General features: G+C 70.3%; 21 protein-coding genes. 5 read left to right on the forward strand and 16 right to left on the reverse strand.

The genetic code is table 11. From position 1 onward, the window contains the following. Window positions 1-23 precede the first annotated feature (23 nt). The 13 genes from ACE1OA_RS00300 to ACE1OA_RS00360 all read right to left on the reverse strand — a co-directional run bounded on the left by ACE1OA_RS00300 (window position 24) and on the right by ACE1OA_RS00360 (window position 16,222). On the reverse strand, window positions 24-1,493 hold the full coding sequence (locus tag ACE1OA_RS00300; protein WP_432751957.1) for an aldehyde dehydrogenase (NADP(+)): 1,470 nt from the start codon (window positions 1,491-1,493) through the stop codon (window positions 24-26). A gap of 70 nt (window positions 1,494-1,563) precedes the next feature. Continuing rightward, on the reverse strand, window positions 1,564-2,646 hold the full coding sequence (locus tag ACE1OA_RS00305) for a (Fe-S)-binding protein (protein WP_386543941.1): 1,083 nt from the start codon (window positions 2,644-2,646) through the stop codon (window positions 1,564-1,566). Next, a complete protein-coding gene (locus ACE1OA_RS00310; protein ID WP_432751958.1) occupies window positions 2,643-4,022 on the reverse strand; it encodes an FAD-binding oxidoreductase in 1,380 nt (459 codons plus the stop codon). Before ACE1OA_RS00310 ends, ACE1OA_RS00305 begins: the two co-directional genes overlap by 4 nt. A gap of 52 nt (window positions 4,023-4,074) precedes the next feature. After that, window positions 4,075-6,060, reverse strand: coding sequence for a GH39 family glycosyl hydrolase (locus tag ACE1OA_RS00315; protein ID WP_432751959.1), 1,986 nt, complete (start codon window positions 6,058-6,060; stop codon window positions 4,075-4,077). Between the two features lie 76 nt (window positions 6,061-6,136). Then, a complete protein-coding gene (locus tag ACE1OA_RS00320; protein WP_386543936.1) occupies window positions 6,137-6,874 on the reverse strand; it encodes a ribonuclease activity regulator RraA in 738 nt (245 codons plus the stop codon). Window positions 6,875-6,885: 11 nt separating this feature from the next. Continuing rightward, on the reverse strand, window positions 6,886-7,740 hold the full coding sequence (locus ACE1OA_RS00325) for an SDR family NAD(P)-dependent oxidoreductase (protein WP_386543934.1): 855 nt from the start codon (window positions 7,738-7,740) through the stop codon (window positions 6,886-6,888). Then, window positions 7,737-8,891: a mandelate racemase/muconate lactonizing enzyme family protein gene (locus ACE1OA_RS00330; RefSeq protein ID WP_432751960.1), complete on the reverse strand. Its 1,155-nt coding sequence runs from the start codon at window positions 8,889-8,891 to the stop codon at window positions 7,737-7,739. Before ACE1OA_RS00330 ends, ACE1OA_RS00325 begins: the two co-directional genes overlap by 4 nt. Next, complete coding sequence (locus ACE1OA_RS00335; protein ID WP_356604038.1) at window positions 8,888-10,750, reverse strand: ABC transporter ATP-binding protein; 1,863 nt, start codon at window positions 10,748-10,750, stop codon at window positions 8,888-8,890. The genes ACE1OA_RS00330 and ACE1OA_RS00335 overlap by 4 nt, the downstream gene beginning before the upstream one ends. A 10-nt stretch (window positions 10,751-10,760) precedes the next feature. Next, the gene (locus ACE1OA_RS00340) at window positions 10,761-12,335 is read right to left on the reverse strand and encodes an ABC transporter substrate-binding protein (protein ID WP_432751961.1); all 1,575 of its coding nucleotides are present in this window, start codon (window positions 12,333-12,335) and stop codon (window positions 10,761-10,763) included. Between the two features lie 155 nt (window positions 12,336-12,490). Then, window positions 12,491-13,363: an ABC transporter permease gene (locus ACE1OA_RS00345; RefSeq protein ID WP_432751962.1), complete on the reverse strand. Its 873-nt coding sequence runs from the start codon at window positions 13,361-13,363 to the stop codon at window positions 12,491-12,493. Window positions 13,364-13,374: 11 nt separating this feature from the next. Then, window positions 13,375-14,316, reverse strand: coding sequence for an ABC transporter permease (locus ACE1OA_RS00350; protein ID WP_432751963.1), 942 nt, complete (start codon window positions 14,314-14,316; stop codon window positions 13,375-13,377). Next, window positions 14,313-15,512 (reverse strand): hypothetical protein, encoded by a 1,200-nt coding sequence (locus tag ACE1OA_RS00355; RefSeq protein ID WP_432751964.1) that lies wholly within the window; start codon window positions 15,510-15,512, stop codon window positions 14,313-14,315. Before ACE1OA_RS00355 ends, ACE1OA_RS00350 begins: the two co-directional genes overlap by 4 nt. Beyond that, complete coding sequence (locus tag ACE1OA_RS00360) at window positions 15,509-16,222, reverse strand: GntR family transcriptional regulator (protein WP_356604048.1); 714 nt, start codon at window positions 16,220-16,222, stop codon at window positions 15,509-15,511. The genes ACE1OA_RS00355 and ACE1OA_RS00360 overlap by 4 nt, the downstream gene beginning before the upstream one ends. Before the next feature lie 415 nt (window positions 16,223-16,637). On the opposite strand from ACE1OA_RS00360, the gene ACE1OA_RS00365 reads away from it, so the two are divergent. Then, window positions 16,638-17,162 (forward strand): right-handed parallel beta-helix repeat-containing protein, encoded by a 525-nt coding sequence (locus ACE1OA_RS00365; protein WP_432751965.1) that lies wholly within the window; start codon window positions 16,638-16,640, stop codon window positions 17,160-17,162. Window positions 17,163-17,248: 86 nt separating this feature from the next. Further along, entirely contained in the window at window positions 17,249-17,551 is a 303-nt protein-coding gene (locus ACE1OA_RS00370; protein WP_432751966.1) for a TetR/AcrR family transcriptional regulator, read from the forward strand. Here the strand turns inward: ACE1OA_RS00370 and ACE1OA_RS00375 are convergent. The 3 genes from ACE1OA_RS00375 to ACE1OA_RS00385 are packed head-to-tail and all read right to left on the reverse strand — an operon-like array spanning window position 17,523 to window position 19,905. Beyond that, window positions 17,523-18,119, reverse strand: coding sequence for a TetR/AcrR family transcriptional regulator (locus tag ACE1OA_RS00375; protein WP_432751967.1), 597 nt, complete (start codon window positions 18,117-18,119; stop codon window positions 17,523-17,525). The two genes, ACE1OA_RS00370 and ACE1OA_RS00375, sit on opposite strands and share 29 nt — an antisense overlap. 35 nt (window positions 18,120-18,154) lie before the next feature. Continuing rightward, window positions 18,155-18,952 (reverse strand): hypothetical protein, encoded by a 798-nt coding sequence (locus ACE1OA_RS00380; RefSeq protein ID WP_386543916.1) that lies wholly within the window; start codon window positions 18,950-18,952, stop codon window positions 18,155-18,157. Then, window positions 18,949-19,905 (reverse strand): ABC transporter ATP-binding protein, encoded by a 957-nt coding sequence (locus tag ACE1OA_RS00385; protein WP_432751968.1) that lies wholly within the window; start codon window positions 19,903-19,905, stop codon window positions 18,949-18,951. The genes ACE1OA_RS00380 and ACE1OA_RS00385 overlap by 4 nt, the downstream gene beginning before the upstream one ends. A gap of 650 nt (window positions 19,906-20,555) precedes the next feature. Between ACE1OA_RS00385 and ACE1OA_RS00390 the strand changes: the two genes are divergently transcribed. The 3 genes from ACE1OA_RS00390 to ACE1OA_RS00400 all read left to right on the forward strand — a co-directional run bounded on the left by ACE1OA_RS00390 (window position 20,556) and on the right by ACE1OA_RS00400 (window position 25,772). After that, entirely contained in the window at window positions 20,556-23,330 is a 2,775-nt protein-coding gene (locus ACE1OA_RS00390; protein WP_386543911.1) for a sigma-70 family RNA polymerase sigma factor, read from the forward strand. A gap of 257 nt (window positions 23,331-23,587) precedes the next feature. After that, window positions 23,588-24,166 carry an IS607 family transposase gene (locus tag ACE1OA_RS00395; RefSeq protein ID WP_386542980.1) on the forward strand — a complete coding sequence of 193 codons (579 nt, stop codon included), beginning with the start codon at window positions 23,588-23,590 and terminating at the stop codon, window positions 24,164-24,166. Further along, window positions 24,159-25,772, forward strand: a complete 1,614-nt coding sequence (locus ACE1OA_RS00400; protein ID WP_432751969.1) for an IS200/IS605 family accessory protein TnpB-related protein — start codon at window positions 24,159-24,161, stop codon at window positions 25,770-25,772. Before ACE1OA_RS00395 ends, ACE1OA_RS00400 begins: the two co-directional genes overlap by 8 nt.

Genomic DNA, 25,772 nt, shown 5'->3' on the forward strand with positions numbered 1-25,772 from the left:
ACCGACGTCGCGCGAGTGGGTCGTCACCGTCCCGGGAAGCCGCCGTTCACTCGTTGGGGGACGTTCCACGGGTTCGTGCGTCGAAGTGGTTCCGGGAGGAGTGCTTCCGGCATGTTCTGGTAGGCCACGGGCCGCATCCATCTGGCGATGGCTGTGCTGCCGACGCTCGTGTGCAGGGGCGAGGTGGTCGAGGGCCACGGTCCGCCATGGTGCATGGCGGGGGTCACGGCGACGCCGGTGGGCCAGCCGTTCCAGATCAGGCGTCCGACACTCAGCGCGCACGAGAGCCGACGGGCGAGAGGCTCATCCTGCGGCTCCTGTCCGTGGATGGTCGCAGTGAGACCGCCGGGCAGGGTAGGCAGGGTGTCCAGCAAGTCGTCGGCAGATGTGTACGTAATGACCAGCGAGGCGGGCCCGAAGCATTCCCGCAGCAGTTCAGGATGGGCGCGCACTTTTTCAGCGGTGGTGGTGAGGAGAGCGGGCGCGGAGGCCCGGGGATCGTGCTGCTCGGGCGTCAGATGCAAGGGGCGCACCGCAGGATGGGCGACGAGTTCCCCGAGGGTGGCGTGGTAGGCGGTGCCGATCCAGGCACCGAGCAGAGGAGCCGGGCGAACCGCGGCGATCTCTCGGCGCAGCTGCTCCTCCATGCCGTGGCCGGCCGGCAGGAAGAGCAGTCCGGGCTTGGTGCAGAACTGTCCCTGGCCCAGTGCGACCGAGGCGATGTACTCGCGAACGAGGTCCGCCCCGCGCTCGGCGCAGGCTCCCGGGGTGACCACTACGGGGTTGAGCGAGCCGAGTTCACCGTAGAAGGGGATCGGGTCGGGTCGGCTGCCCGCGAGGTCGAACAGGGCGCGGCCCCCGGACGTCGAGCCGGTGAAACCGACCGCCCGAATGTCCGGGTCGGTGACCAGGGCCTGTCCCGTGTCTCTGCCGTGGACGACGGTCAGGGCACCCACGGGGAGCACCGCGGCCGCCAGTTCGCAGGTCAGGTCCGAGAGCCAGGGGTGCCCCTCGTGCGCCTTGACCACCACGGGGCAGCCCGCGGCGAGCGCGCTGGCGGTGTCACCGCCCAGCACGGAGAACGCGAAGGGAAAGTTGGAGGCCGAGAAAACCGCGACCGGCCCGAGAGGCACCAGCATGCGGCGGATGTCGGGGCGGGGCGCGGGCTGCGCCGCGGGGTCGGCCGGGTCGATCATGACATCGAGGAATGCACCGGCCTCGACGACGTCGGCAAACATCCGCAACTGCGCCTGCGTGCGCCGGATCTCGCCCCGCAGGCGCTCTACTCCGAGACGCGTCTCGCTCTCGGCAACGTCGGCCAGTTGGGTGGCGTTGTCTCCCAGCGTCCGTGCCAGATTGCGCAGGAGTTCGGCGCGTGCGTGGAGGGACTGCTTGGCGAATTCCGGCGCGGCTGTGCGGGCCTGGGCCGTTGCGTGAGCGGCTCTGCGGGCGGGTGAGAACGCATCGTTCGGCAACGGAGCGTGGGCAGACATGTACGACCCTCTCGGCGAGTTGACGGAAGCGGTGAGGCGGGGTGGTGCGCGCCGCGCGGGTTGGTGCGCGTCACGCGGGTGGGTTCTGCGCCGCCTGGGCCAATAGTTCGGCGATGTGCACGGCCTTCACCCGGGAGCGTGCGTGACGCAGGCCGGTGCGCAGTTGGCGCAGGCAGCCCGGGTTGACCGCGGCGACGTAGTCGACGTCCGCGGCCTCGATCTCCTGGATCTTCGCGTCGAGGATGCGTCGGGATTCGCGTGGCCTGAGCAGGGAGTAGGTGCCGGCGGCACCGCAGCAGGTGGCGGCAGAGGGCAGTTCCACGTAGTCGGCGACCTGGCCAATCAGGGCGCGGGGCTCCTTCCACACGCCGAGGCCGTTGCGCAGGTGGCAGGAGTCCTGAAGGGCGACTCTCGCACGTCGTCCGTCCACCCGGAGTTCGCCCGTCGCACCGCGGTCGGCCAGGTGGGCGGAGAGTTCTCGTACCCGGTCCTGGCCGAGGACCGAGGCCAGGTGGGCGGCGCACCCTCCGGACGTGGTCACGATGGTGCCGGGCAGGTCGTCCCCCAGCCGGCGGGCGAGGCGTTCACCGGCCGCTGTGTCTCCGTTGTGGGCGTGCAGGGCGCCGCAGCATCCCTGGTCGGCGGGGATCGACAGCTCACGCGCGAGCTTTCGGGCCGCCCGGCTCACGCTTGGGAACAGTACGCGTTCGAAGCACCCGAGCATGAGCGACACGGGCTCGGTCGGGGGCACGATTGCGGCTTCGGGCTTGCCGCGGGCGGTCCGGCGCAGCGCGCCGAGGGGGCGGAACAGGTGCCGCAGGCCGGCGGCCAGCATCAGGGCGCGGGCGAGCAGAGGCTGTCTGCGGCCCTTCCACTGGTGGTCGCGCCATTGTTCGAGAAGTTGCCCGTACTCGACCCCCGCCGGGCACACCGGTTCGCAGGCACGGCAGCCCAGGCACTGCGAGGCCTGCTCCTCAAGGGTGGGGTCGTAGGGGTCGAGGTCGCCGTTCTGGAGGGCGCGCATCAGGTTGATCCGGCCCCTTGGCGAGGACGCCTCGTCACCGGTCGCGGCGTAGGTCGGGCAGGCCGGCAGGCAGAAGCCGCAGGAGATGCACCGGGACAGGAGGTCGGGGTCGAAGACGGGGTCGGTCATGAACCCAGCTTTCCGGGGTTGAGGATTCCGGCCGGATCGAAGGCGCCCTTGACCCGGCGCAGCAACGCCATCTGTTCGGGGCCGAGTTGCGCAGAAAGATATGGGAGCTTGGCTGCTCCCACACCGTGTTCGCCGGTGATGGTGCCGCCCAGTTCGACGGCGGTGGTAAAGATGTCCTTGAAGGCGTGCTCCGCGCGCACGATGCTCTCGGTGTCCTCGCGAGAGCCGATCATGCAGGTGGGGTGGAGGTTTCCGTCGCCGGCGTGTCCGAAGGTCGCGATGGTGACGTCGTGGCGATTGGCGATCTCGTCGATGCGCTCGACCATCTCGGCGATGCGCGGGCGGGGCACGGTGGCGTCCTCCAGGATGGTCAGCGCGCCGAGCCGGGACAGTGCGGGCAGGGCGCAGCGGCGTGCGGCGAGCAGCGCGTCGGCCTCGGCGACGTGGGCCGCTCTGGTGACCTCCAGCGCTCCCTGGGTGGTGCAGGCATCACCCATCCGGGTGAGAGCGTGTGCGACGGCGTCGGGTTCGCCGTCGTCGCCGAAGAGGAGCAGCGCACCGGCGTCAGCGCGCAGACCGAGTCCGGCGAAGGCTTCCACCGCGTCGATGCAGGGCCGGTCGAGGAACTCGAGGGTGGCGGGCAGGACGCCGCCGGCGATGATTGCGGCGACGGCGCGTCCGGCGGCGGCGAGGTCGGGGAAGTAGGCGACTCCGGTGCCCGAACTCCGGGGCGCGGGCCGCAGTGCGAGGGTCGCCTCGGTGATGACGGCGAGGGTTCCTTCGGAGCCGGTGAGCAGACGGGTGAGATCGTATCCAGCGACGTCCTTGTGCAGACGTCCGCCGGTGCGGATCACTTCGCCCGTCGCGAGGACCGCCTCCAGGCCGAGGACGTAGTCGCGGGTGACGCCGTACTTCAGGCCGCGCAGTCCGCCGGCGTTGGTGGCGATGGTGCCGCCGATCGTCGCGACGGTGCGGCTGCCCGGGTCGGGGGCCCACAGCAGGTCGTGGTCGGCGGCCTCGTCGGCGAGCGCGGCGCTGGTGACGCCCGGCTGGACGCGGATGAGGAGTTCGGCGGGTGCGATCTCGAGGATGCGGTTCAGGCGGGTGAGCGACAGGACAATGCCGCCGCGCAGGGCTACGGTGGCGGCGCACAGGTTGGAGCCGGCGCCGCGCGGGACGACCGGAACGCCGTGCCGGGTGGCCAGGCGCAGGACGGCCGACACTTCCCGTGTGTCGGCGGGAAAGACGACGGCGTCGGGCCGGGCGGAGAAGAGGGGGGTCGCGTCTCGGCTGAAGGGCACTAGGTCGCCGTCCGTCTCACGGTAGTGCTCGTCTCCGACGATCGCCTTCAGCGCGGCTCTGACAGGGGCTTGCACGGTTGCCTCCTGGGCCGGCCCCGGCCCCGGCGGGGCGGGGACCGGCCTGGTGCTAGAACTTGATGGCGGAGCGGTCCGCGACGAGCACGGGCGAGTCGTACACCGGGATGTCCTTGAAGGTGTACGTGCTGCCCTGGACCGACCAGTTGGCGGCCGGGATGTCGTGCACGGCGCCCGTGCGTACGTCGACGTAGACCGGGTCTGCGAAGTTGCCGCCGGTGAAGGTGAGATCGGTGGCGGTCTGGGCGTTGCTCTCGCTGGGCTTGCCCGCCCCTGACCAGACGCCGACGATCTGCCTGCCGGTGTCGAGCTTGGCGAACGCCTGCACGGTGAGCGAGGTGGCGGGGTTCGCGCTCCAGCTGTAGCCGGGCAGAGGCTTGGTGTCGTCGAGGACCGACGCCACGGTCTGGACGGCGTAGAAGGAGGGCTTGGCGTAGCGAATGCTCTTGTCGGTGTTGGTCTGCAGCAGCCCCTTACTGTTGATCTTCGAGGGGTAGTGCAGGTCGGAGATGCTGAAGACGCTGCTGGTGATGTCGCGTCCGAGGTCGTTGAGTACACGGCGCAGGACCCACTTGGTCTGGCTGAGTTCCGTCCAGTCCAGGTCACCGAGGGCGCCGAAGCTGCCGGGTCTGCTGGGCGCACCATTCTCGCCCTGGCGCACGACGGCACCGGGCGCGTACTGGGCGATCAGGTCCTTGACCTTCTGCACCTGCCCGTACGTCCACGCATCGTCGGGGTTGGGGTTGTACGGGTGGTAGCTGATGCCGTCCAGTAGGTCGGCCCTGCCCCGCCCGGAGAGCCCGACGAGAAAGTCCTTGGCGTACGTCACGTCGATGCCGGCCTCGGCGAGCCCGTAGATCACCGAGTCGGGCTGTTCGGCGCGAACGAGGCGGGCGGTGCGGACGAAGAAGTCGGTGTAGTCGGCGACGGCGATGCCGGCCAGGTTGGGTTCGTTCCAGATCTCCCATTCGGTGACCCGGTTCTGGTACCGCTTGACCATGGCGGTCACCCAGGTGTCCCACGCGGCCAGGGCCTCCGGTGAGGAGGGCAGTTGGCCGCCGAGGCCGGAGCCGCCTCCGCCGGTATAGGCGCCGTTGCCGTAGGACAGCTGGATCCAGGGTTTGACGCCCCGGCTGTTGGCGTCGTCGACGATCCGGTCGAGCCAGGTCCAGTCGTATACGCCCCTGGTCTTCTCCGTCTTCGCCCAGCCGCCCTGGATCCGGGTGCTGGTCGCGCCGAGCTTGCCCAGGTAGGGCGCGAAGGCCTGGTAGTCGGTGTAGTCGCGGTCGAGGGTCTCGGCGCCGATGATGAGCTTGGAGGTGCCGATCTCCCAGGCGGTGCGCGGGCCGACAGATCCGAGGTGGGGCCAGCCCTGCGGGCTGCTTTCGGTGGTGGTGCGGACGTCGTCCAGCCAGGCGGTGCCCGTGGTGGCGGTGGAGGTACCGGCCGTGATTCCGTCCAGGGCCCTGGTGCTGGTCCGGAACGCCAGGCCCTTGGCCTTGCGCGAGCCGTCCACCCACACGTCGGCGGTTCCCGAGGACGGCTGGGCGACCACGCGGATGTCGTACCAGCGGTTGGCCGAGTAGGCGCCCAGGTCGACCTGTTGGGCCCCGTTATAGGTGTATATGCGCCCATCAGCGCCCATGGCCACGGTGACGCTGTGCCCGCCGCTGCTGTCAAGGTGCACGCCGATCGTCGCCGAGGTCTGCGCGGCGCGCAGCCGGAAGCCGGCGACGACGGTCGAGGACGTGGTGTCGAAGCCGGTGCCCGCCGTGACCGGGGCACTCGTGGAGGTGTCCCGCAGCCGCAGACTGCGGTCGACGGTGCCGGGCACGTCCTGCACGGTCGCGTCACCGCCAGCCGCGCTGGTGAACCAGCCCGCGGGCGTGGTGCCGGGGGCGGTGGCATCGAAGTCGCCGTTGAAATCCGCCGCGGTAGCCGGTCCGGCGGCGGCGACGGAGAGCAGGCCGCCGACGAGCGTGCCGGCCATCACCATCGCGAAAGGCCGTATGGAGGATCTGGGGGAATGATTGATCATGTGTTCCTGCCTTCTTCTTCGGAGGCCGGTCCGGCCGGTCGGCCGGCCGAGGGCAGCCGGCCGCGGAGTGTGTGGGTCAGTCGTTGCGGGACGTGGTGAGGCGGCTCTCCTCGTAGGCGCGCAGCGTCACGGCGTCCGCCGGGTACGTGCCACGAAGAGGTGCGCCGGCGGCAACGCGCTCGGTGATGAACGCCTCCAGCCGCTCCTGCTCCTGCGCCTGACGGGCAATCACCGGAACGAGGTGGCGCGGAACGCAGACCACGCCGTCGGAGTCGCCGACCAACACGTCGCCCGGGTAGACCGCGACTCCCGCGCAGCCGACGGGGACCTGGAGGTCGACGGCGTGGTGCAGGGCGAGGTTGGTCATCGCCGCCGGGCCGGTGGCGTAGACGGGCAGCGGGAGCTGCCCGATGTCGCCGAAGTCTCGCAGTGTGCCGTCGGTTACCAGTCCGGCGGCGCCCCGGACCGACAGCCGGGTGAGGAGGATGTTGCCCGCCGACGCGGCCCTGCCCTGCCCGCGGCAGTCCATGACGAGGACCTGACCGGGGCCGACCTGCTCGACGGCGGCGCGCTGCGGGTGGTCGTAGTCGTCGAACACGTCGAGGATGTCAATGTCCTCGCGGGCCGGGATGTAGCGGAGGGTGAACGCCTCGCCGACCATGCGCTGTCCGCTTGAGGTGACGGGGGCGAGTCCGGCGAGGTAGGTGTTGCGCAGGCCGTGCTTGAAGAGCTGGGTGGTGATGGTGGCGGTGCTGGCCTCACGGAGAGCGGCCAGGTCGTCGGGGTTCAGCGGCGCCTGGGGCGTCTCGGTCATGGTGCGGGTCCTTAGGGCTGGTCGGCGCTGGTGTGCGCCGGATCGGTGGTGGGTCGGTCGAGGCTGGGATCGCTGCCCGGTGGCCTGATCTGGGCGGTCAATCCGCCGTCCACGGTGAGCACCTGACCGGTGATGAAGGAGGCGTCCGGCGAGGCCAGGAAGGCAACTGCGGCGGCCACGTCGGAACCGTCGCCCATGCGACCGAGGGGCACCGGCCGGGCGCGGGCACGTTTCTGGGCGGCGTCCAGCAGTTCGTAGCGGTCGTTGATGACGGGGCCCGGCGCGACGGCGTTGACGCGGATGCCGAGCGGGGCGAGTTCGAGGGCGGTGGCCCGCGTGGTGGCCTCGACGGCGCCCTTGGAGGCGTCGTAGGCGACAGCCGCGCGGTGGGCGCGGGTCGCGCCGACGGAGGAAATGTTGACGATCGACGCGCCGGCCGACATCACCCGGGCCGCGGCGACGGTGCACAGGAACGTGCCGCGGGCGTTGACCGCGAAGCTGCGGTCCCAGTCGACGGGGTCGAGGTCGAGCAGTCGGCCGCGGCCCAGCATCGCCGCCGCGGCGTTATTGACGAGGATGTCCAGTCGACCGAAGGCGTCGACCGCCCGGGCGACGCACGCGTCGACCTGCGCCGGGTCGGAGACGTCACCCGGGCAGGCGACCGCACGCGCCCCGCCGTCGCGCAGCGCTGCCGCCGCCGCTTCGGCCTCCTGCTCGTCCGGGCCGTTGACGGCGACAGCGGCGCCCTCGGCGGCCAGCCGGACGGCGATCGCGAGCCCGATGTTGCGGGCGCCGCCCGTGACGAGGGCGACCCGGCCGGCGAACCGCCGGCCCGCCAGGGACCGTTCGGCGGACGGAACCGTCATTGCATGACCTCCTGCCGGTCGACGACGGCAGCGGCGCTGGTGGCGGCCCAGGTAAGCGGGCCGGCCGACGCCTTCACCAGCTCCGGATCGAGCCGCATGCCCAGGCCAGGACCCGACGGCACGTGCAGCCTGCCCGCGACGTAGCGCACCGGATCGGCCACCACATCGCGGGTGTAGAGCAGGGGGCCGACGGGGTCGCTGGGCACGGTGACCGGGGCCATGGCCATGGCGACGTGGGCCGCGGCGGCCGTGCCGATGGACAGTTCCTGCGTGGTGCCGACCAAGCACGACTTCCCGGCGGCCTCGGCGATCGCGAAGATCCGCCGGGCCGGGGTGATGCCGCCGATCGCGATGACGCTGACGTTGAAGACATCGACCGCGTCGGCGGCGACCAGGTCGAGCGCCCACCGGAAACCGTAGACGTGCTCGCTGATGGGTACGGGGAGGCGGTTGCGAGCGTACACCAGCCCGCGCACGTCGTGGTTGGGGGCCGGCGCCTCCACGAGGTCGAAGCCCACGTCGGCGACCTTCTCGGCGAAGTTGCAGGCCGCCTTGGAGTCGAGCAGGTTGGAGAAGTCGAGCGACTTGATGGTGATCCGGTCGCCGAAGCGCTCGCGGGCGGTGCGCAGGAACCGCTCGTCCAGGTCGAGCCGGCGCCCCACGTACACGCGGAAGAACTCGAAGCCCTCGTCGATGCGTCGCTCGACCATGGCCAGGTTGCGTTCAACGTCCGACTCGTCCTGCTGGCGGAAGATCGGGTACGCGATGGGCACGGACTCACGGACCGCGCCGCCCAGCAGATCGCACACGCGGACCCCGAGCTGCTTGGCCGCCAGGTCCCAGAAGGCGATGTCGACGCCGCACTTGATTGCGCGGCTCTTGTCGTAGATGTATCCGGCCTGCGGGAAGTTGGCCTCAAGCCGCCGTTCGACCTCGGTGAGCTGAAGGGCGTCCAGGCCCACCAGGATCTCGCCCAGGGTGGCCTCCAGTTCGGGGACGTCGAAGTGGAAGCGGGGCAGGTGCTGGAGGTCGGACATCTCTCCGACGCCGACGAGGGAGTCGTCGTCGGTGTGGAGTTCGACGAGGATGTGCCCGCAGGTGATGCTGTTGTGCCGGGGGGTGTTGATGGGGGTCAGGACGACCCTCGTCACCTTTGCCATTGTGGGCTCCGTTCCTTGGTCGGCGGGGTCGGTGCGGCGTTCCGGCCGGGTGCCCTGGCCAGCAGCTCGCGGGTGTACTCGTGGGCGGGGGCGGCGTAGATCTCTTCCGCCGTGCCCTCCTCGACGATCCGGCCGTGCCGCATGACCGCGATCCGGTGGGCGACCGAGCGGACCACGGCCAGATCGTGGGTGATGAACAGGTAGGCCATGCGGTGCTCCGCCTGGAGGTCGGCGAGCAGGTTGAGGACCTGCGCCTGGATGGACACGTCCAGGGCGCTGACCGCCTCGTCGCATACGATCAGCCGGGGGCGCAGGGCAAGGGCACGGGCGATGGCGATGCGCTGGCGCTGGCCGCCGGAGAAGGCGGCGGGGAAACGGTCCAGGGCAAAGGCGCCCAGGCCGACGTCCCGCAGGAGGCCGGTGAGGATGTCCTCGTCGGCGTCCAGACCGTGTACGCGCAGGGGTTCCGTCAGGATCTGACGGATAGTCAGTCGGGGGTCCAGACTCGCGTACGGATTCTGGAAGACGACCTGCACCTCCCGCTGGAGCCGCCTCAGTTCGGCCGGGCGGGGACGGGTCACGTCGATGCCGTCGTAGCGGACGGTGCCACCGGAGGGGCGTTCCAGGCGCAGGAGCAGTTTCGTGAGGCTGGTCTTGCCGGAGCCGGACTCCCCCACCAGCGCCAGCGTGCGGCCCGCCTCGACACGCAGGCTGACCTCCTGCACGGCGTGGACGTGGCCGGTGACCCGGCGCAGAGCCCCGCCGCGCACGGGATACCGCAGGTCCACCGTGTCGAACTCGGCGAGCGCGGGCTCGTCTGAGGCCTTCACGGCGGGAGCGGGGTCGGTGACGGCCGCCGGGACGGACAGTTCCACCGGAGCGTCGGCGAACAGGCAGGCTGCCGCATGGTCGCCGTCGTAGACAGTCAGCTGCGGAGCACTCGCCGTGCAGTCGTCCACGGCGACCGGGCATCGGGGAGCGAAGGAGCACCCTGAAGACCGCTCCCGCAGCCGGGGCGGCTGCCCCTCGATGGACACGAGCCGGGTGCGGGCCGCCGCGTCGAGCCGCGGCGTGGCCGCGAGCAGTGCCTGGGTGTACGGCATCCTCGGGCTCTTCAGGACGCGTGCGGCCGGACCGCTCTCGACGACGCGGCCGGCGTACATCACCGCCACCCGGTCGGCCTGTTCGGCGACCACGCCGAGGTCGTGGGTGATCAGGATCAGCCCCATGCCGAGGTCGACGCACAGGGAGCGGAGCATCGCCATGATCTCCGCCTGCACGGCGACGTCCAGGGCGGTGGTCGGTTCGTCGGCGATAAGCACCTTGGGGCGGGCCGCGATGGCCAGGGCGATGGCGGCGCGCTGCCTCATCCCCCCGGACAATTCGTGCGGGTACTGCCGCAGTCTGCTCGCCGGCTCCGGCATGCGGGCCTGCTCCAGGGCCTCGACGGTGCGGCGCCGGGCTTCTTCGCGTGTGAGCCGCTCGTGGGCGCGCACGGCGTCGGTGATCTGGGTGCCGATGGTGAGCAGTGGGTTGAGCGCGGAGCCGGGGTCCTGGAAGACCATGGCCACGCGCCTGCCCCGTACAGCCCGCCACTCCTTGGCGCCCAAGGTGCGCAGGTCGGTTCCGTCCAGCCGGATGGAGCCGTTGGTGCTGGACACGGGCTCGGGCGGGTTCAGTCCGAGCAGGCTCAGGGCGGTGACGGTTTTGCCCGAGCCCGACTCGCCGACGACGGCGAGGGTCTCGCCCGCTTCCAGTCTCAGGTGGACGCTGTCCACGGCGCGCACCGGTGGACTCGTCGGGCCACCGTTGAAGGTGACGCTCAGGTCTTCGATCTCGAGGAGGGACATGGCCGTTTCCTCACGCCCCCAGGCGGGCTTCGGCGAGCCGCCACTGGCCGTCGGCGTCGAGCTTGATGCCCTTGAGCCTGCTGCTGTGGATGAGGGGCGACTTCGCCTGGTGCAGGAACACCCAGTAGTTGTTGTCGATGATGCGGCGCTGCGCGTCGGCGTACGCCTTCTTGCGCGCCGGCTTGTCGCCGGTGTCGGCACCGTCCGCGAGCAGGGCGTCGAGGACGCGGTCGTCGAGGCCGGACCAGTTGTTGGGTCCCTTACTGGCGAAGTACGGGTTGAACGACAAGGACGGGTCCAGGCGCGGAATGTCGATCACCAGCAGGGCCGCGTCGAAGTCCCTCTTCTTCATGCGTTCCAACTGCGTCTGGAATTCCAGCACTTCTGCCTTGGGTAGAAAGCCGGCAGCGGCGAGCTGGCTCTGCAGGAGTTCCGCGATGGTGGGGTCGGGGGCGCGGCGGCGGGCGACGACGGTGATGGGCACCTCACCCCGCAGTCCGGCCTGCTCCAGGGTCTTGCGGGCCTTGGCCGCGTCGTACGGGAGCGGCGTGATGGAGCCGTCGTAGAACCAGTCCGAGGAAGTCGCGAAGGACGGGGCGATGTCGTACTCGTCGCCGGCCGCGGCCCTGCCCACGGCGCGGCGGTCGATGGCGCGGGCGAACGCGGCGCGCACCTCGGGGTTCTTGAAGGGGCCCTTGGTGACGTTGAGGGCGACGTAGTAGGCGCGGCGCACCCCGCCGTCCTTGATGACGATCTGCTTGTCGCCGCCGAGCTGCTTGTACTCCTCCGGGGGCAGAGCGCGCACCAACTGGACTCCACCCGTAGCCAGTTCGGCGCGCAGGACCTTGGCCTCGGTGACAAAGCGCAGCACAACCCTGTCCAGCTTCGGCAGGCTGCTGCCGTCCGCGGCCTTCGCCCAGTAGCTGTCGTTGCGCTCGGCGGTCAGCTGCACCTTGGACCGCCACTGGGCGAAGGTGAAGGGGCCGGTGCCGACGGGCCGCCGTCCGAAGTCCGCTCCGTGCTTCTTGAGCGCGGCGGGGGAGACGATCATCCCCGTCTCGTGTGCGAGGTGGGTGAGCAGGAGCGGGTCGGGCGACTTGAGCCCGATCTTCACGGTCGCGGCGTCGGGCGCCTCGACGGAAGCCACCTTGGCCAGCGCGGCGACCTTGGTGGAATGAGTGGCCGGGTCCATCACCCGGCGCAGGTTGAAGACGACGGCCTCAGCGTCGCAGGGCGTCCCGTCGTGGAACTTCACTCCTTCGCGCAGCGTGAGGGTGACCTCGGAGTCACCGGCGTCCCACTTGGCTGCGAGTGCCGGTTCGAACTCTCCGTCCGGGCGCTGGCGCAGCAGCGCGTCGAAGAAGAGGTTGAGGACATTGCGGTCGGAGGAGATGGCGGCGCTCAGTGCCGGGTCGAGGGTGACGGGCTCATTGTCGAATCCTGCGGTGAGCGTGCCGGAGGAAGAGCCGGACGAACCGGAGTCGCCGCTGCATCCGGTGAGGGTGGACAGGCCTGCTGCGGCCGCAGTGGCGGCAGCTGAGGCCAGGACGGCACGGCGTGACAGGCCGAGGGAGGGAATGGGCATGGCAGAGCACTTTCTGGTGCGGGTGGCGGGTGCTGGGAGGGCGGGGTGGAGAGGGGACCCACCCGAGGGGGCCCGGCGTGCGGGCCAACGGGGCACGGCGCATGTGACGGTGAGTGAGTCGCGGCGCAGGCGACGGTGAGGGGAGGCCCGGTGGGTCAGCGGGGCGGCGTCAGCTGCGGCCGGTGCGCGTCGAGTGCGTCGCGCAGGGCGTCCGCCAGCATGTTGAACGCGGCGACGGTGAGCAGGATGGCCAGACCGGGGAAGACGCTCAGCGACCAGCTGGCGCTGAGATGGTCGGTCCCGGAGGCCACCATGGCTCCCCAACTGGGCTGCGGAGGCTGGACGCTGAGTCCGAGGAAGCTGAGGGCTGCCTCGGCCATGATGGCGGTGGAGACCTGAAGCGCGGCGAAGACCAGCAGGGTGCCCGCCAGGTGCGGCAGCAGATGGCGGCGCATGATGGCCGACTGCGAGACGCCCACGATACGGGCGGCCGAGACCCATTCACGGGTGCGCAGCGACAGCACCTCACCGCGGACCACCCGGGCGAAGCGGGGCGTGGTCACCACGGCGATGGCGATGAGTGCGTTGCGCAGCCCCGGGCCGAGGGCGGCAACCACGGTGAGGGCGAGCACGAGGAGCGGGAAGGCCAGCAGCCCGTCCGATGTTCGCATGATGACGGAGTCCAGCCATCCGCCGCGGTAGCCGGCCAGCAGACCGAGCACGGTTCCCGCCACGAGGGCGGCGCCCACGGTGACGGTGGCGACCTCCGTGGTCACCACGGCTCCGGCGACGATGCGGGCCAGGACGTCCCGGCCGAGTTCGTCGGTGCCCAGCAGGTGCTGCGCGCTGGGGCTGGCGAGGAGGTGGCTCGTGTCGGTGGCTCGCATGCGCTCGGTCAGGAAGGGCCGGGCCGCGGAGGCCAGGGCCAGCAGCAGGATGATCGGCAGGCTGAGTTGGGCGCGACGGTCGCAGCGCAGCCGGTCGAGGACCGGGCGGCGCGCGGCCGAAGTGAGGGTTTTGGTGGCCATGGTCGTTCCTGTCAGTACGTGATGCGCGGGTCGAGCCACGCATAGGTCAGATCGGCCAGCAGGTTCACCAGGAGGACGAAGACCACGACCACGAGGACGGCGCCCTGGACGACAGGCAGGTCCCGGCTGAAGATGCCGTTGACGATGAGGGTGCCCATGCCGGGAATGGTGAAGACGGTCTCGGTGACCACGGTGGCACTCATCAGGGCGCCGATCTGCAGGGCGATGACGGTCACGACGGGGACGACCGCGTTGCGCAAGGCATACACGCCGACGATCCGGCGACGGGACAGGCCGCTCGCTTCCGCTGTGCGTATGTAGTCCTCGTTGAAACAGGTCAGCAGGGCCGCGCGGGTCTGCCGCATGGTGACGGCGGCGATGGTGGAGCCGATGGTGACGGCGGGCAGTGCCATGTGCCGCAGGTTCTCCACCGGATCCTCGGTGAACGGCACGTACCCGGACGGCGGCAGCCACTTCAGCCATAGTCCGAAGACCAGGATGAGCAGGGCGGCGAGATAGAAGTGCGGCGCCGACAGCGCCACAAGGCCCGCGGAGTTGAGCGCGGAGTCGGTGGGAGTACGGCGCTTCACTGCGGCGAGGATGCCGGCCGGAACGCCGACGAACAGGGCGAAGAACAGCGCTATGACACCGAGTTCGGCCGTCGCGGTGAGTCGCTCGCCAAGTACGGTGCCAAGGTCCTCACCAGTGAGCCAGGAGGCGCCGAGGTCGCCGCGTGCAATGCCGCTGATCCAGTCGGTGAACTGCCGCCACATGGGGGCGTCAAGACCGAGTTCGGCGCGCAGTGCCGCGCGGTCCGCGGGGCTGGCCTCCTGCCCCAGGATGTCCAGGGTGGGATCCCCTGGCATCAGGCGCAGCAGGAGGAACAGCACCAATGACACGACAAGGACGACGGGTATCAGTTGGAGTAGGCGGCGTATCAGGTATCCGGTCATGTTGCCGGCTCCGTTTGTCTGTGGGGTGGGTTGTCGTACGTCGCCGCGTCGTCGCCGACCGACTCCCGCGGCAGGCGGCGCAGCCACTCCAGCCGCGGTGCAGGGGCGAGATCGTAGGCGTAGAGAACCAGGGAACTCGCGCCGTGCGAGCGGACCTGGCGCGCGATGTCCACGAGTTCCTCCTCGCTGCGGGTGCGCGCGGCGTCCAGGTTCCAGCCGGCCGCGATCCTGGCGCCGGTGCGGCCCGCCGCGACGAGGTCCCGCCACAGGGCGGCGGCGTCCCCGGTCAGGCTGGTGACGGTGAGCGAGCCCGCGGCGTAGCCGAGCGCCCGCAGATCGCCGGTGGACTTCCCATCGCAGGCGTAGGGGTCGTCGGTGGCACGGACGGAGAGCGGCAGCCCTCCCGACGCGCGGGCCACGGCCCGTACGAGATCGATGGACACCTCGGCCCGGACGGCAAGCAGCGTGTCGTGCAGGTCCTGGCCCAGCGCGGTGGCGGCGTCCCCGGTGATGCCGCCCGCGGGCCGCGGATCGGCCAGCTGCGCGAGGACGGCAGCGCGGACCCTGTCGGCCGCCTCGGCACCGTCCACGCCGGCTGCGGCGAACCGGGCCGCGCAGGCGGAGCAGAAGCAGAGGGAGAGCAGCCAGCTGTCCACGGGCCGCAGCTCCGCCCCGAACTTGTCGTGCGCGCTCTGGTGCTGCCAGCCCAGATAGCCGAACGCCTCCAGCTCAAGACCGCTCACTCCCGCCTGCCGGGCGGTCTCCGCGACCAGGGACCGGGCGAAGCGGACCACGGCCGGCTGGGCGGGGCACAGGGCATGCCGGTAGGGGTGGCCGAACGCGTTGCGCAGGGCAAGATCCGGCCGGGCGACGGCCAGGGGCGACTGGTGGAGTCCCACCAGCCAGCCGGTCACGTCGACACCGGAGGCCACCAGGGCGTCCGTCGCGAGCATGGCCTCGTCTCCGAGCACGGGCAGGGACAGGTCCGTCGCATCCTCGTGATCCCCCCGGGCGAACCAGCGCCCGGCGGGAAAGTCCACGACCGCCCCGGGATCGCTGGTCGTCAGCAGCCAGCGGCCTCCGTGGTAGGCGTATGCCAGGCGGACCCCGTCGACTCCCGCGGCGCGCAGCCGCTCGGCTTCCACACGGGGAGCCCGGCGGAACGACACCGGGTGGGCGAAGACCTCGGTCCTCATCGCTCGTCCCCGAGGGCGCCGGCCAGGGTCCGCTGGGCCTTGCGGATGTGGGCGCGGGTGAGGCGCTCGGCCCGGTCGGCATCGCCCTGCTCCATCGCCTCCAGGATGGCCTCGTGCTCGGCGGCCTCCTCCTCAAAGGTCGCCCGCAGTCGCCAGCCCAGACCGGCCACGAACGCGGTCAGGTCCTGCAGTTGGTCCAGGAAGCCACACAGGAAGCTGTTGCCGCAGGCGATGTAGAGCTCCCGGTGGAAGCGGCGGTTCGCGACACCGAGGCCCTGCGTCTCCCCGGAGCCGATCAGCGCGGCGGCCTCGGCGAGCGCACGCCGCGCCGCGGGGTACATCACGGCTCCGCGCTCTTCGGCGGCCAACCGCACCGCTTCGGGCTCTGCCGCACACCGGGCGGTGTAGAGCTCCCGCACCAATTTGTCGTCGGGGGTGCGGACACTCACGCCCTGGTAAGCGTTGACCTCTACCAACCCCGTCGACTGCAACTGCTTGAGCGCCTCGCGCACCGGAGTTTTCGAAACGCCGTACAGCTCCGCGAGCTCGCGCTCCACCAGGGCCCGTCCTGGGGACAGCGCCCCGTCGAGGATCGCCTGCCGCAGCGCGTCGCGCACCCGGTCCGTGCGGGAGGCGGGCTGTGCCGGAGGAGGCAGCGCCACGGAGGGCGAGGGCGTGGCTTTGTGGGTTTCGACCTTGATGCTTGGCATGGCGGCATGCTGGTATACCGGCATGCCACGGCGCAACCCCTTGGCGTCACATTCGTGAAATCCAGGCTTAATTGACACGCAGTCAAAAGGTTTACAGATCGCCCGGCTTGCAACCGAAGCCCGAGCCTGCCACCGTCACACCCGCAACACGCAGCCCACGTGGTGACTTTGGTGGGCGCCGCCGCGGGTGGCAGCCGATGACGACTTCATGCGCCGACCATCCGCGCTCCGCGAGCCGGGACAGCCGAGCTCTCGCGAACCGTTCCGGTGCCGCTCCCTTGGGCCCCGGGTGCGTGATTAGGCGTCCGCTCCCCCTGGATCACACGTGAGGTCTCATCCCGACCGACACCGCTCCAGCCGCTCCCAGCCGGGGCAAAGCGTCGTCGGCGCGAGCGCCCCCAACGAAAAGGCAGCAATGAAACGCACAGGCGTATACGCAGTTTCGGCACTTCTGGCCGGTTCGGCGATCCCCCTCGGTCTCGCCGGTACGCAGACTGCGCAGGCCGCGTCCCGGATGTACTACGTCAGCCCGAGCGGCTCCGACACAAACCCGGGAACCTCGCCGGCCATACCGTTCCGCACGCTCCAGAAGGCCGCGGACAGCACCGCACCCGGAGACACCGTCTCCGTCATGAACGGCACCTACAAGGAGCGCTCGGCCGATTCGGACGTCGTGACGATCACCCGCTCCGGCCGGCCCGGAGCACCCATCACCTTCCAGGCATATCCCGGACACCACACCGTCATCAACCCCGTCACGGCGCTCCTGACGGCGCCACCCCTCGACCCCCTCGATCCGGGTCACCCCTCCAATCCCGGCCCGGGTAGCGGTCCCGCGCACCACCCGGCCGCGATCACCCCCACAGGCGTGACCGCGGCTCATGTGCACTTGCCAGACTCGCGGCAGGGTCGCGCACACGAACAGGACCGACTCTCCTGACACCGGCGAAGCCCCACCCGCTCCACCACGCGTCGCACGGCGCAAGCACATGAGACAGCGCGTACTGAACACCCACGTGGTTTGACGTGCGCCGCGGGCTGGACGATGTGAGCCTGTCGGCCGTCGCTGAGGCCGCCGAGGTCTCGCGCCCCTCGGTGTACAAGGCGTTCGGCAACCGTGCGGGCCTCGGACGTGCCTGTGGTCGGATGGCTCAGACCGCTTGCGGGCCGGTCGTCTACCTGGGCTGCTCAGTTCGTCGTTCTCAGCGCCCCGGCAAGGACGGGCACTCCTGGCGTAAGGGTGCCCTCCCGTTCCTTGCCTGTTCCGCTCCCCACCGGTTGTCGGCTTATGTCGTCGCCTTCAGTGCGGATGGGGGGCGAGCCCTTTAAGGATGAGGTCGACAGCGTCGGCGATGCCAGGCAAGGAGGGAAGACTGCTCTGTCCGGGTGGCATGGGGGGGTGCATGGCCATCCCGAACAGCAGGGCGAGTAGCACGACCGCGCTGTGGTCAGGATCGGCGTCGGCGCGCAGGCGGCCGAGGTCCTGTTCGGCGCGCAGGTACTCGGCGAGCCGTCCCGGGGGGCCCGGGAGGGCGCCGGGGGGCGGTGCTACGCGGGCGAGTTCGGGGTCGGTGAGGATGGCCAGTTCGAGAGGGAGGATGTCGGCGCGCAGGGCGGCGAGGTGGGTGAGGCAGTCGGTGAGGTTGGCCTTGACGGTTCCAGTGCCGGCGCGTGCGGGGAGGGTGTCGATCCAGTCGACGACGTGCTGGTTCTGCTGCAGGACTGCTTCGGCGAAGAGGGTGGCCTTGTCGGGGAAGTGCCGGTAGAGGGTGCCTTCGGCGACGCCGGCTGCCTGTGCGATGGCGCGGGTGGTGGTCTTGGCGTAGCCGAGTTCGCTGACGAGCCGGATGGTGGTGTCGACGAGTTTGGTCCGTGTGGCGGTGCCGCGGGGGGTCATGGCACTTCCCCTTCGAGGTGTGTGGCGGGCTGGGGTCAGTCGGTGATGTCGCGGCGTTTGAAAACGGTGAGCGCGACGCCCAAGCCTAGAAGGGTGTAGAGGGCTCCGAGTGTCAGGGCGGTGCCGTAGGGGATGCTGCTGGTGCCGCCCTGGGCGAGTGCGCTGAGGGTGGCTCCGGGAGTGTAGTCGGCGATGGTGTCGAGGGCGGCGGTGATGACCGCTTCGACGACCAGGACGTAGCCGACGCCGACCGAGATGGAGATGGCCGCGGAGCGGGTGACCAGGGCCAGCACCAGTCCGATGACACCCCAGACGAGCAGGGTGGCGAACAGGTTGAACCACGCGCCGGCCAGGGTCGGCAGAACGTCCTGCCCCCAGGCGGCGACGTCGAGGTCCGCGCTCCGCGCCGCCATGGGGGCGATGAGCAGGTTGGCAATCAGCGCCACCGTCGTGACGGCGGCCGTCCACAGGGACAGTGCACCGACCTTGCCGAGCAGCAGCCGGACGCGGTCGGGCTGGGCGGAGGCGGTCAGCCGGATCAGGCCGCTGCTGTAGTCGCCGGCCGTCGCGATCGCCCAGAACGACAGGGCGACGACCCCGTACATACTGGCGGCCGAGGACAGGCCGGCCGTGATGCCGTCGGCTGCCTGCCACTGGTCGAGGGTCGGGAAGGACACCCCCGGGCCGCCTTCCGGCTGCGCCCCGGAGGAACCGACGACCTGCGCCATCACCATGTTGATCATGGCGGTGAACAGGATCGTCAGGCCGAACCAGCCGAGGACGACGCCCTTGCGCCGGGTCCGCAGAAGCTCGCTGCGCACTGCGTTGATCATGACGCCTTCCGTTCCGCAGCCGCGGCCCGGGCTGCCGTGAGGTCCTTGTCGCTGCTCCCGGTCATCTCCAGGAAGATCTCCTCCAGGCTGCCGCGCACCGGGGTCATCGACTTGAGGGTGATGCCGCCGCGGGCTGCGCTGCGGTTGAGCTCGGCGCCCTGATGCTCGTCCGCGGCGACTCCGAGCCGGCCGTCGGACGTGGGTTCGACCTGCCAGCCGTCGGCCGACAGCAGCGCGAGCAGCGACGAGGTGTCCCTCGCGTGTTCTGCCGCGATCTCGATCCGCCCGCTCGTTCGGGCGAGGAGATCGGTGACGGGGCCGGAGTAGACCAGGTGGCCGAAACGGATGACGACCAGGAAATCGCAGACCGCCTCGATCTCGGCCAGGAGGTGCGAGGAGACGATGACGGTCCGCCCTGCCCGTGCCAGGTCCGCCAGCAGACCCCGGATCTCGACAATGCCCGAGGGGTCGAGACCGTTGGTCGGTTCGTCCAAGATCAGGAGTTCCGGATCGGGCAACAGGGCCGCGGCGATGCCCAGGCGCTGCTTCATGCCCAGCGAGAAGCGCTTGACGGGCTCGGTGTCCCGCCCGGTCAGGCCGACGGTCTGAAGCACCTCGTCCACCCGGGACGCCGGCAGGCCCCGCAGCCTGGCCAGGGCCATGAGGTTCACCCTTGCCGAAAGGCCGGGCACGAACGCCGGGCTCTCCACCAGAGCACCGACCCGGTCCAGGTATCGACCTGGCTTGCTGATCGGCTCGTCCAGCACCTCGGCCGTTCCTGACGTCGGCGCGATCAGGCCGAGCAGCATACGAATGAGGGTCGACTTGCCCGACCCGTTCGGGCCCACCAGGCCGATCACCCCCGCTCGCGGGAGCTCCAGTGTCAGGCTTTCCAGTGCGGTGACTTCACCGAAACGCCGGGTGAGACCGGCCATCTTGATCACACTCATCATTCCTCCAAGCGTGTGAGCGCTCACTCACATATTGAAGCAGAGGAGTTCCACCGTCAAGCAGACGACTGAATAGCGGGGTCTTGATGTCGAGCCTCGGAGGTCAATGGCTGGCGACGCTGACGGAGGTCGGGCTGAGGTGGAAGGCGCCGATCCTGGAGCGCACGCCAGAGCCGCGCCGTACGGCGATGCTGACGTCGGTGTTGCGGCAGGAGGCGTCAGCGATCAGATGACGCGCTGGACCCGTTTCGCCGCGAAGAACGCGCCGAACAGGACCACCGCGGCGAAGAAACGGCTGACTCGATCACATCGGCTACGGTCAGTGAAGAGAAGGCAGCGGCAGCATCTACTCCACCTCGGCATCCGCGCGCGTGATCTCCGAGGGATGAGCACTGCTACAAGTTGGGCACGATTGGGTGCAGCCAGGACAGTTTCACGCCCAAGGACCCGGAGCGGTACCGCCCGTGGTTTGGCAGCAGGTCGCCGGCGCTGTCTCCAGGCGCTGACAGCGTCGCCCCGATGACGGAGAAGGCGAGCGGGAGTTCGGCGCTCGTCGACTCGGAAAGTGTTATGCGCGAGGCGCCCTCTCGTCTCCTTAAGGTGCAACCACCCACCGGGGCGGCACGAACCGCCCATGCCTGAGGATGTATCGCATGCGACATGACGGGTCCGACAGGGCCGACACGTTTCCGGACCGCCTTACGGTCGAGGCCGCCCGTGACGGGGACGGCGGGGCCGTCGAGCGACTCACCGCCGGCTCGCTGCCGCTGGTCTACAACCTGGTCGGCCGTGCGGCGGACGCCGATCTCGACGTGGACGACATCGTGCAGGACACCATGGTCGCCGTGATCCGGGCGCTGCCGGACCTGCGGGACGCGGCGAAGTTCCGCTCGTGGCTGGTGGCCATCGCGGTGCGCCAGCTCACCGACGCGCGGCGCCGTGCACGGTCGGGTCGGCTGACGACGCTCGAGCACGCCGACGAACGGCATGCGCCGGAGCCCGACTTCGCGACGCTCTTCCTACTGAGGCAGTCGCTCTCCGCCGAGCAGCGGCAGGTCGCTGCGGCCACCGCCTGGCTCGACCCGTCGTACCGCGACCTGCTGTCGCTGTGGTGGCTGGAGGCGTGCGGCCGGCTGTCCCGGAAAGACATCGCGGGGGCAGTGAATCTTTCGGCGGCCCATCTGGCTGTTCAGGTGCAGCGGATGAAGACCCAGCTGGACGTCGCGCGGACTGTCGTGCGGGCGCTGTCGCGCACGCCGCGCTGCGCTGAGCTGACCGAGGTGACGGGTCCGGGCGACCCCGAGCCCAGTCCCCTGCGGCGAAAGCGGATCGCCCGGCATGTCCGCGACTGCGAGACGTGCGGCGCGGCCGCAGGCCGCCTGGTGCCGCCGGAGCAGCTGCTCGCGGGCCTGCCGCTGCTGGTGCCGGGCCGCGCGGGGGAGCTGGGAGCGGCCGGGGCGACGGGGTGGACCGAGCAGGCGGGGCGTCCGGCTGACGGCCCAGGAGCTGATGGCCCCGGCGGGGCCGGTTCTGGGAACGCTGACGGGCATCCGTACCTGGCCGCCGATCACCCGCACGCACCCCACGGGCACGGCCGCCACACAACCGGCCGCCCGCGGGGCGACCACGGACTGCTCGGCGGAGTCCCCGCCAAGGTGACGGCCGCGATGGCCGCTGTCGGGGTGGCGGCCATCGTCGTAGTCCCGTCCTGGGGCTCCGACGACGCGCAGGGTTCGACGTCCCAGGTCGCCGCACCGCAGAGCGCGGCCCCCACCAGCCTCGAGCCTGCCGTCCCCGCGAAGAGCCCCGCAACGATCCGCACGCCATCCCCCGTCCAGGCGCCGGTCCTCCGCACGTCCCTGTCCTCGAAGGCCGCGGCTCCCACGTACTTCGTGAGCGCCGCCGGCAACGACTCCAACCGCGGAACCTCGGCCGGATCACCGTTCCGCACGATCCAGAAGGCCGCCGACCTCGCCGAACCCGGTGACGTCGTCGCCGTCATGAACGGCACGTACTCCGAGCCCCGCAAGGGCTCCAACGTGCTGACCGTCAAGCGCTCGGGACGTCCGGGAGCGCCCATCACCTTCACCGCCTACACCGGCCACCGGCCGGTGATCCACCCGAAGACGGCCTGGAACGGCATCAGTGTGCACGGCGCGTCGCATGTCGTCATCAAGGACCTGGAGGTCAAGGGCAACAACGCCGCCCTGTCCCTGGCGGACGCCGAGCGTTCATCGAGCAAGACAGATCCCACGTTCAACACAAACTGCATATCGGTGGAGAAGAACCGGGAGAGCGGGGCTTTCCCCCACCACGTCGAGGTCCTCGGCAACCACGTCCACGGCTGTGCGGGCGGCGGCATCTCCGCAATCGAGGCCGACCACGTGACGATCGCCGGCAACCACGTTCACTCCAACGCGTGGTTCACCGTTTACGGCACCAGTGGCATCTCCATCCTCACCCCGCGCGACGTCGGCGGCGGCGACCCGCGGACGTACAAGATCCGCATCACCGGCAACCGCGTCCACGACAACGAGACCCAGGTCAAGTGGGAGGGGTGCCGCTGCTACTCCGACGGCAACGGCATCATCGTCGACACCACCAAGGGCGACCGCAAGAAGGGGCGGCCCGCATACAACGGGCGCGTGTTGGTCTCCGGCAACGTCAGTTACGACAACGGCGGTTCGGGCATCCACGCGTACAAGAGCCAGCACGTTGACATCGTGCACAACACGGCTTACCTGAACGGCCGCAGCACCCGCATGAAGACGCGCTACGCCAACATCTTCGCGAACGACAGCGCCGACGTGCGACTGCTGAACAACATCGCCTACGGGCGCCCGGGCCAGGCCACGAACAGCAAGTCCCGCAACACGGACGTCACGTACGACTACAACATCTACTACGGCGGCAAGGCGCCCGAGGTCAAGGGCGCCCACGATATCGTCACCGACCCGGAGTTCACCGCTCCTGGCAAGAGCGCGGACGCGGACTTCAGGCTCGCGAAGGGCTCGCCCGCCATCGCATCAGGCACGCCGCTCGGCGCGATGACAAGCTACTTCAGCGGCGCGAGTCCGAAGGGCCGTGGCGCGCCGGACCGGGGCGCGTACAGCTTCGGGGCGGGTATCGAGTCGGGCACCGCCCCGGGTGGGGACGACGCGGGCACGCCCGGGCAGGCAAGCGCGGGTGCCGGCGAGCCCTCCGATGCAACGAACGCAAGCCCTCCGGCCGGCGTGGGAGGGGCGGACGGCATGAGCGCGGACGCGGGTGCGGCCGATGACGCCGGCTCCGGTCTGAAAGCGGACGGCGGAAGCGAACCGCTGGCGCAGACCGGCGGCTCCGATCCCGTACTGCTTGTGGGCATGGCCGCCGTGGTCTTGACCGTCGGCACGATGCTGCTTCTGCTGGCGCGCCGCAGGCGTTCCTGAACCGTCCGGACGGTACCGGACGAATCTCCGGCACCGTCCGGACCATGCCGCTGGAGCCCCTCCGACCCACCTACTGACGCCCTGCTTCGCCAGACGTCGTTTGGTTGCGCTCGGGATGAGCTGAGGGGCTCAGTTCACACGAGGTGGACCGGCTACGACACCGGCCGGAAGTCCGGGGACATGGGGTGGTGAACTGCTCAGGTCTGAGTGCACTCTAGTGAGTTTTAGAGCCTGTTGGTTGGCGGTGGGGTCGGCGCATGAACCTCAAGGAGTGGGCGAAGGTGAACGGTGTGCATCCGCATACCGCCTATCGCTGGTTCCGTGAGGGCACCTTGCCGGTTCCCGCTACGCGCGTGGGGCCGCGCACGATCCTGGTGAACGTCGAAGCGAACTCCTCGACTGCACAGGGCGAGGGCGTGGGTCTGTATGCCCGGGTCTCTTCGCATGACCAGAAGGCGGACCTGGAGCGCCAGGTCGCGCGGCTGTCCGGGTGGGCGGCGAAGACCGGTCAGCCGGTGGTGCGCATCGAGTCGGAGATCGGCTCGGGTGTGAACGGTGCCCGCACGAAGGCGCGTCGCCTGCTCGCGGATCCGAAGGTGACGACGGTGGTGGTCGAGCACAAGGACCGCCTGGGCCGGATGAACGTCGAGCTCGTCGAGGCCGCCCTGTCCGCAACGGGCCGGCGTCTGGTCGTGCTCGATGGCGGCGAGGTCGAGGACGACCTGGTGCGCGACATGGTCGAGGTCCTCACCTCGTTCTGCGCCCGTCTGTACGGGCGCCGCTCGGCGAGGAACCGCGCGAAGAAGGCCCTTGAGGCGGCTGCCGCCGATGACTGAGAAGAAGCAGCTGCGCACCATCGACGTCCCGTTCGTCGCCCTCAGCCCGTCCGGGGTTGCGATACGTGACCGCCTGAAGAACCTCACCGCCGAGGACGAGAAGGTGCTGCGGCTGGTCGGCGAGCACCTAGGGGCGCTGGCTTCCCGTGACCTGGCCGTGCGCTGCGGTCAGGGTCACGATCACTCCACGCAGACGTGGGCGGCTCGTAAGCGGGAGCTAACCGCGGTGTCGTCGTCGCGGTGGGCGGGGGCGATCACGAAGGCTACCCACGATCAGTGGGCGCTGTCGCGGCGTGCGCAGCTCGCGCACGTCCAGAGCCTCGAAGCTGGCACCCGCACGCTGATGCACCGCCTGTCCCTCCCTCTCGGGGAGAAGGGCGGCAAGCGGGCCGCGGGCGGCTACCGGTCCAAGAGCGAGTGGTTTCAGAAGACCCGCCGCCTGGCGGTCCTGGAGCACCGTCTCGACCGGGCGCGTGCCGAGCGTGACGCCGGGACCGTCCGGGTGGTCCGGGGTGGCCGGCGCCTGCTGAACACCAGGCACAACCTCGCCGCCGCGCAGCTCGCCGAGCAGCAGTGGCGTCAGCGGTGGGAGGCTGAACGGTGGTTCCTTGCCGCCGACGGCGAGTCCGGGAAGCGGTACGGCAACGAGACCATCCGGATCACCCCCGGCGGCGAGGTGTCGATCAAGCTGCCCGCACCGCTCGCCCGCCTGGCCAACTCCCGGCACGGCCGGGACGTCCTGACCTCCTTGGTCGCGTTCAAGCACCGCGGCGCCGAGTGGGCTGACCGGATCGAGGCCAACCGAGCTGTCGCCTACCGCATCCACCTGGACGTGGCCCGAGGCCGCTGGTACCTGACCGCGGCCTGGCAGCGGCCCGTGGTCCAGACGATCCCGCTGGAGACGGCCCGCGCCCGCGGGATGGTCGGCGTCGACACGAACGCCGACCACTTCGCCGCCTACTGCCTCGACCCGCACGGCAACTCCGTCGGCAACCCGCGCCGCTTCCACTACGACCTGAACGGGTCGGCCGACCACCGCGACGCCCAACTCCGCCACGCCCTCACCCGGCTGCTGCACTGGACGAAGCAGACCGGTGCGCAGACCATCGCGATTGAGGACCTCGACTTCACCGCAGAGAAGACCCGGGAGAAGCACGGCCGCAGGAAGCGTTTCCGTCAGCTCATCTCCGGGATCCCCACCGGCAAGCTCAAGGCCCGGATCGTGTCCATGGCCGCCGAGATGGACCTGTCCATCGTTGCTGTGGACCCGGCCTACACCTCGATGTGGGGAGACCAGCACTGGCAAAAGCCACTGGCCAGCCCCCGCCGCAAGATGTCCCGTCACGATGCCGCGAGCATCGCGATCGGGCGACGCGCCCTCGGGCACCCGATCCGGCGACGGACGGCACCGCCCCGCGACGACCAGAGCGATCGTCGTGGGCATCGGACCGTCCAGGCCGGACCGGACACCCGAGGGCGGGAAGAAACCCGCCCCCACGTCCCCGGACCACGGACACGATCCGTGCCACCGGACGCGGAGCGAACGCGGGTGACCAGGACATCCAAAACCGTTCGGGATGTCCGCAGTGACCAGGAATGGGTCTAA

This window comes from Streptomyces sp. JL2001 (assembly GCF_050917515.1).
Lineage (GTDB): Bacteria > Actinomycetota > Actinomycetes > Streptomycetales > Streptomycetaceae > Streptomyces.

Coding starts and splice junctions, on each gene's coding strand:
- ACE1OA_RS00300 (WP_432751957.1), bottom strand. CDS start 1,493: ATGTCTGCCCACGCTCCGTTGCCGAACGATGCGTTCTCACCCGCCCGC.
- ACE1OA_RS00305 (WP_386543941.1), bottom strand. CDS start 2,646: ATGACCGACCCCGTCTTCGACCCCGACCTCCTGTCCCGGTGCATCTCC.
- ACE1OA_RS00315 (WP_432751959.1), bottom strand. CDS start 6,060: ATGATCAATCATTCCCCCAGATCCTCCATACGGCCTTTCGCGATGGTG.
- ACE1OA_RS00320 (WP_386543936.1), bottom strand. CDS start 6,874: ATGACCGAGACGCCCCAGGCGCCGCTGAACCCCGACGACCTGGCCGCT.
- ACE1OA_RS00325 (WP_386543934.1), bottom strand. CDS start 7,740: ATGACGGTTCCGTCCGCCGAACGGTCCCTGGCGGGCCGGCGGTTCGCC.
- ACE1OA_RS00335 (WP_356604038.1), bottom strand. CDS start 10,750: ATGTCCCTCCTCGAGATCGAAGACCTGAGCGTCACCTTCAACGGTGGC.
- ACE1OA_RS00340 (WP_432751961.1), bottom strand. CDS start 12,335: ATGCCCATTCCCTCCCTCGGCCTGTCACGCCGTGCCGTCCTGGCCTCA.
- ACE1OA_RS00345 (WP_432751962.1), bottom strand. CDS start 13,363: ATGGCCACCAAAACCCTCACTTCGGCCGCGCGCCGCCCGGTCCTCGAC.
- ACE1OA_RS00350 (WP_432751963.1), bottom strand. CDS start 14,316: ATGACCGGATACCTGATACGCCGCCTACTCCAACTGATACCCGTCGTC.
- ACE1OA_RS00355 (WP_432751964.1), bottom strand. CDS start 15,512: ATGAGGACCGAGGTCTTCGCCCACCCGGTGTCGTTCCGCCGGGCTCCC.
- ACE1OA_RS00360 (WP_356604048.1), bottom strand. CDS start 16,222: ATGCCAAGCATCAAGGTCGAAACCCACAAAGCCACGCCCTCGCCCTCC.
- ACE1OA_RS00365 (WP_432751965.1), top strand. CDS start 16,638: ATGAAACGCACAGGCGTATACGCAGTTTCGGCACTTCTGGCCGGTTCG.
- ACE1OA_RS00375 (WP_432751967.1), bottom strand. CDS start 18,119: ATGACCCCCCGCGGCACCGCCACACGGACCAAACTCGTCGACACCACC.
- ACE1OA_RS00380 (WP_386543916.1), bottom strand. CDS start 18,952: ATGATCAACGCAGTGCGCAGCGAGCTTCTGCGGACCCGGCGCAAGGGC.
- ACE1OA_RS00385 (WP_432751968.1), bottom strand. CDS start 19,905: ATGATGAGTGTGATCAAGATGGCCGGTCTCACCCGGCGTTTCGGTGAA.
- ACE1OA_RS00390 (WP_386543911.1), top strand. CDS start 20,556: ATGCGACATGACGGGTCCGACAGGGCCGACACGTTTCCGGACCGCCTT.
- ACE1OA_RS00395 (WP_386542980.1), top strand. CDS start 23,588: ATGAACCTCAAGGAGTGGGCGAAGGTGAACGGTGTGCATCCGCATACC.
- ACE1OA_RS00400 (WP_432751969.1), top strand. CDS start 24,159: ATGACTGAGAAGAAGCAGCTGCGCACCATCGACGTCCCGTTCGTCGCC.